At 71.0% G+C, this 5,476-nt stretch carries 5 protein-coding genes; 2 read left to right on the plus strand and 3 right to left on the minus strand.

The window, feature by feature from the left end; genetic code table 11:
• The 3 genes from D180_RS01190 to D180_RS01200 form a co-directional block, all read right to left on the minus strand.
• Positions 1-492 (minus strand): RDD family protein (locus D180_RS01190; RefSeq protein WP_017911333.1); only part of this gene is annotated, 492 nt, incomplete at its 3' end.
• A 172-nt stretch (positions 493-664) separates the two neighbouring features.
• Positions 665-1,588 carry a DUF2167 domain-containing protein gene (locus tag D180_RS01195; protein WP_043090265.1) on the minus strand — a complete coding sequence of 308 codons (924 nt, stop codon included), beginning with the start codon at positions 1,586-1,588 and terminating at the stop codon, positions 665-667.
• 97 nt (positions 1,589-1,685) lie between these two features.
• Entirely contained in the window at positions 1,686-2,225 is a 540-nt protein-coding gene (locus tag D180_RS01200) for a gamma carbonic anhydrase family protein (protein ID WP_017915009.1), read from the minus strand.
• Between the two features lie 276 nt (positions 2,226-2,501).
• Here D180_RS01200 and D180_RS01205 point away from each other — a divergent pair, with 276 nt between their 5' ends.
• Both D180_RS01205 and D180_RS01210 read left to right on the plus strand, forming a co-directional pair.
• A complete protein-coding gene (locus D180_RS01205) occupies positions 2,502-4,010 on the plus strand; it encodes a right-handed parallel beta-helix repeat-containing protein (protein WP_017911335.1) in 1,509 nt (502 codons plus the stop codon).
• Positions 4,011-4,036: 26 nt separating this feature from the next.
• On the plus strand, positions 4,037-5,335 hold the full coding sequence (locus tag D180_RS01210; RefSeq protein ID WP_017911336.1) for a carbohydrate porin: 1,299 nt from the start codon (positions 4,037-4,039) through the stop codon (positions 5,333-5,335).
• Positions 5,336-5,476: the final 141 nt, after the last annotated feature.

The raw sequence follows: 5,476 nt of genomic DNA on the forward strand, positions 1-5,476 counted from the left end.
CGCGAGCGCGCTGGCGATCGGCGGCAGCGCCTCGTCCGCGCGCGGCGGCTGGTGCACCACCAGCGTGCCCGCGACCAGGTCGCCCAGGCGCCGCGAATGGGGGTCGAACAGGCAGGCGATCAGGCCGACGGCGTAGCCGAACGGCAGCATGTCCACGGTGCGCAGCAGGTTGCGGGTGATCGCGGCCATCCAGCCCACCGGCGCGCCGTTGCGCGCCACCACGCGCAGGCCCAGCGCCTGCTTGCCCAGGGTCTGGCCGCGCCAGCCCTCCAGCACGATCGGGTACGCCCAGAACACCAGGAACATCGCCACCAGGTACAGGCCCTGGCCGAGGCCGCCGAGCAGGCCGAGGAACATGCCCATGGCGGTGAGCAGGGCGAAGCGCAGCGCCAGGTCGATCAGCCAGGCCAGCGCGCGCGGCACCGCACCGGCGGCCGGCAGATGCAGCGGCACGCCCTCGGGGGTGATGACTTCGCGGTAGGTATCGAGCATGCCGCTTACCGCCGCCAGGTGGTGCGGCGGACACGGGCACCTGCGATGTGGGGAGGCCGTCCTTCCGTTCGGCCGGCTGCCTGTGGCGGCATGCTGCTCTCGACTGCGTCCTGCTCCGAAGCGGCACTTTAGCCGGCGTGGCGTGAATTGCCCAGCACGCCGGCGGCGCCGATCAGCGTACCGTGCCGCCGTCGCGCTGGCGCCCGGAGAACAGCTTGCGCACGCCGGCGACCAGCGCCATCAGGCCGACCAGCAGCAGCTTCCAGGCCTTGGCCAACAACAGGCCCAGCTTGGCGAACAGGCCGGCCTTGGCCGCCAGGCCGCCGCCGATCAGGGTGGCCAGGCCGTAGCTGGCGATCTTGTCGGTGGACGGGTTGTGGTCGGCATAGCGGGCGCCGCTGTCGAACTCGGCCATCGGCAGCAACTGCTGCATGCCCTCGCGCACCTGCGCCAGTTCGCCCATGCCCGAGACCGCATTGAGGCTGAGGTAGCCATGCCGGCCGAGCACGCGGATGTCGTAGTTGAGGGTGTGCTCGCGCTCGCCGGCGAACGCCAGCTCGCGCGCCCAGTACAGCTTCTTGCTGCCGGTGTCGTAGAGCGGCGGCACCGCCCAGCCGATCAGGTCGACCTGCTCGTAGCCGGCCTTCTTGCGCTGCGCGTTGGACTCGCGCGTCTCCTCCTGCATGTCCTTGAGCATGGCCTGGTAGTCGATCTTGCTGGCGTCCTCGTCGGACACGTAGCCGTCGTCGGAATAGGTGACGACCACCGCCCAACTGCCCTTCTCGTCGAGCGCGGGCTGGCGCGGCACGATCAGGCCCAGCACGTCGTCGTCGGGCGGGTTGCCCCAGTAGCTCTCCAGCACCCTGCGCGCGTCGGCCTTGTCCAGAAAGCGGAACGCCGGGCCGAGGTCGAAATGCACCTTGGCCTGCGGCAGTTCGATATGCCCGTCGCGGAAATGCAGCGAGCCGACGAACTGCTCGGCGGTCATGTCCGGGCCGTTGTCCTGGGCCAGGGCCGGGCCGGCGGTGGCGCACAGCGCGCAGAAAAAAACGGCCAGCAGGCCGCGCAGCGAGATCTTGATCATCGGCGATTCCATTCGTTCGGTGGCGTCCCCACGCCAGAGGCGCCTAGTGTCGCGCAAGCGCGCGGCGCACGCCAGCCGCGGCGCAGGTGCCGCAACCACCGCAGTGGCCTCAGCCGTTGCCGGTGAGGTAACGGTCCTTCAGCCGCACGTAGTGCTGCGCCGAGTAGTGCAGGCTCTCGATCTCCTTGTCGCTGAGCATGCGCGCCTTGCGCGCGGGATTGCCCAGCCACAGCTCGCCCTCGCCGACGGTCTTGCCCGGGCCGACCACCGCACCGGCACCGACGAAGCCGTATTTCTTCACCGTGGCGCCATCGAGGATGCAGGCGCCCATGCCGATCAGGCACAGGTCCTCGATGGTGCAGGCATGGATGATGGTGCCGTGGCCCACGGTCACGTCCGCGCCGATCAGGGTCGGGTAGCCGGCCGCGTTGAACGGGCTGTGGTGGCTGACGTGGATGATGGTGCCGTCCTGGATGTTGCTGCGCGCGCCGATGCGCACGTAGTTGACGTCGCCGCGGATCACCGTGCCCGGCCATACCGACACGTCGTCCTCCAGCACCACGTCGCCGATCACGGTGCAGGCCGGGTCGACATAGACGCGCGCGCCCAGCTGCGGAGTCGTGTCGAGGTAGGGGCGGATCGGGGACATGCTGCTCTCCGGCGGTGGGCGGCCGGCGGCCACGCGGGCGCCGATGATAGCGCGGCGCCTGGTGCCGGCTGCCGCCCGTGGAGTGCCCGAGGGGCTGGGCGAAGTGCGCGACTGTGCGATAAACGCACCGCGAATCGATATTCGCACTTGAATGGTGCAGTGCGATAAAACTAGCGTTGCCGCTGTCCCGGCGCCTGACAGCGCACGACGCGTGCCCGCTGGCGGCCGCGGCGCCGCCCGCCGCCGGTGCGGTCCCGATTCTGTTGGAGATGGTGCATGTCCTGTGCGTTTTCCCGCGGCCTGGCCCTGCTCGCGGCCCTGCTTCCCGGCGCCGTGTGCGCCTACCAGGCCGAGCCGCCGCCGCCGGAGCGCAGCGTGCTCACCGTGGACCGCTACGCCGACGACGATGCCCCGGGCTCCCTGCGCTGGGCGATCACCACCGCCAACCAGGCCCCCGGCCGTTACCGCATCGAGATCGCCGCGGTGGGCACGCCGCCGTACGTGATCCGCCCGCGCGCACCGCTGCCGGCGCTGCAGGGGCCGCTGCAGGTGGTGGGCCTGGCGCGGGCGCACGACGGCCAGTACATCGCCATCGACGGTGCCGGCTACATCCGCGGCAAGGGCACCGCCGCCTGCCCGGGCGCCGAGAAGGGCCAGTTCGGCACCAACGTGCGCAGCACCACGCTGCCCGGCCTGGTGCTGCGCGACACCCAGGGCGTGGAACTGAGCGGCCTGGAGATCCGCAACTTCTGCATCGGCGTGCTGCTCAACCGCGCCAGCGACAATGTGCTGCGCGACAACCGCATCGTCGCCAACCACGGCGGCGCCGGGGTGATGCTGACCGGCGACGACGGCAACGGCCAGTCCACCGCCACCACCACGGTGCGCAACCGCATCGAGCGCAACACCTTCCTCGACAACGGCGACGGCCTGGAACTGACCCGCGGCGCGGCCTGGAACCTGGTGGCCGACAACGTGTTCCGCTCCACCGATGCCAACCCCGAGCCCTCGCAGGGCATCGAGATCCTGTGGGGCAACGACAACACCGTGCTGCGCAACCGCTTCGAGCGCTATTCCGACGGGCTGCAGATCAACTGGGGCAACCGCAACACCATCGCCGACAACGACTTCGCCGGCAATTCGATCGGGGTCAGCGTCACCGGCCGCGACAATCTGATCGAGGGCAACCGCCTGACCGGCAACGGCATCGGCATCGCGGTGCGCCCGCAGCCGCGCAGCGAGCCCAACCGGTTCAGCGCTAACCTGCTGTCCGGCAACGGCCTGAAGATCGAGCGCTGTTTCGCCGGCGGCGCCTGCGTGCCCGGCCAGCCGCGCGGCGCCATCGTGTTCGGCGTGCCGGGCCTGGAGCATGCGCCCTTCGTCGGCTCGCGCGGCATCGGCGTCGATCCGGACCCGCGCAAGCGCGCGACGATCTGCGGCGCTACGGCGGCGGACGGTTGCCAGCCTGCGCCGAACTTCGGCCAGGCCGCCCCGCAGTTACGCACGATCGAACGCGGTGCCGGCGTGCCGCAGGTGCAGGGCAGCTTCGTCGGCCGCCCCGGCCATCTCTACACGGTGGAACTGTTCGGCAATCGCCACCGCGGCGACGACGAAGCCGAACGCTATCTCGGCCGCGTCGAAGCGGCGGTGGATGCGCAGGGACAGGGCCGCTTCGCGCTGCCGCTGGACGGCGACAGCGCGGTGCTTGCCACACTCACCGCCACCGTCACCAGCGACGATGGCGCGACCTCGCCGCTGAGCGCACCGCTGGCGGTGGCGCCGTGAGCGGCGCTGCATCCGCTGGCGCTGTCGTGCTGCGACGCGTACCGTCGCTGCCGGCCTGGTCGCTGCTGGCCGCGGCCATCGCCTTCGTCCCGGCGGTCGCGGCTGCGCAGGACGCCGCCGACCTGGTGCACAGCACCTTGACCGGCGACTGGGACGGCACGCGCAGCGACTGGCTGCAGCGCGGCGTCAACGTGCGCGGCGACTACGTCGGCGAAGCCATGGGTCTGGTCGACGGCGGTCGCGGCGAGCGCGGCGCGCGCTATGCGCAGCAGGTGCGGCTGGGCGTGGACCTGGACCTGGCGAAACTGGCCGGCTGGGGCGGCGGCACGCTGCACGTGACCGTCAACGACCGCCGCGGCCGCAGCACCTCGGCCGATCTGCTCGGCAACCGCTTCCCGATCCAGGAAGCCTACGGCGGCCAGTTCACCCGGCTGACCGAACTGAGCTACGACCGCCGCTTCAACGACGGGCGCAGCTACATCAAGGCCGGCTTCTACGCGATGGGCAACCAGTTCGGCGCGCACACGCTGCTGACCAACTTCGTCAACGCCGCGTTCTGCGCGCATCCGCTGGCGATGTCCGGCAACAGCGGCTGGTACAACTATCCGAACGCACGCTGGGGCGCGGAAGTGGCGCAGCAACTGACGCCGGCGGCGAACCTGCGGGTCGGCTGGTTCCAGGTCAACCCCAGCACCAACAACAACGTGCACACCGCGTTCGACCTGACCGCGCGCGGCACCACCGGCTCGCTGTTTCCCGTCGAACTCACCTGGACGCCCGGCGCCGGCGGCGCCTATCCGGGCACCTACAAGTTCGGCGGCTACTACGACTCCTCGCGGGTGCCGCGCAAGGGCCTGGACCCGCGCGCCACCACCGGCCGCGACGGCGCCTACCTGCTGGTGGAGCAGAAGCTGTATTCGCCCGGCGGCGAGCGCGGCCGCGGCCTCACTGGCTTCGCCCAATACATGGTGTCCGACCATGCCACCGCGCAGATCACCCGTTGGTACGCCGTGGGCGGCGTGTACCAGGGCATCGGCCGGCGCAGCCAGGACCGCATCGCGCTGGGCTACGTCGGCGCCGACATCAACCATCGCCTGCTCGACGCGCGCCGCGCGGCGCTGCTCGATGCCGGCGTGCCGCCGGAGGCGCCGGTGTTCGCGCTCGATACCGCCGAGGAACTCTACGAACTGTCCTACAGCGCGCAGCTGACGCCGTGGCTGATGCTGCGGCCGGACGTGCAGTACATCGTCAACCCCGGCACCTTCGCCTATGCGCGCACCGACAACGCGCTGGCGGTGGGGCTGCAGGTCAAGCTCACCTTCTGAGCGCGCGCTGCGCGCCTCCTGCCCAGGCCGATCCCGATGCCCTTGTTCCCACGACGACTGACCTTCCTGTGCTGCACCGGCCTGCTGCTGGCCTCGCCGCTGCTGGCTGCACCTGCGGCGCCTCCGGCAGCGGCGCCCGCC

It is taken from the genome of Xanthomonas sp. SHU 166 (assembly GCF_000364685.1).
GTDB lineage: Bacteria > Pseudomonadota > Gammaproteobacteria > Xanthomonadales > Xanthomonadaceae > Xanthomonas_A > Xanthomonas_A sontii.

Coding starts and splice junctions, on each gene's coding strand:
- D180_RS01200 (WP_017915009.1), bottom strand. CDS start 2,225: ATGTCCCCGATCCGCCCCTACCTCGACACGACTCCGCAGCTGGGCGCG.
- D180_RS01195 (WP_043090265.1), bottom strand. CDS start 1,588: ATGGAATCGCCGATGATCAAGATCTCGCTGCGCGGCCTGCTGGCCGTT.
- D180_RS01205 (WP_017911335.1), top strand. CDS start 2,502: ATGTCCTGTGCGTTTTCCCGCGGCCTGGCCCTGCTCGCGGCCCTGCTT.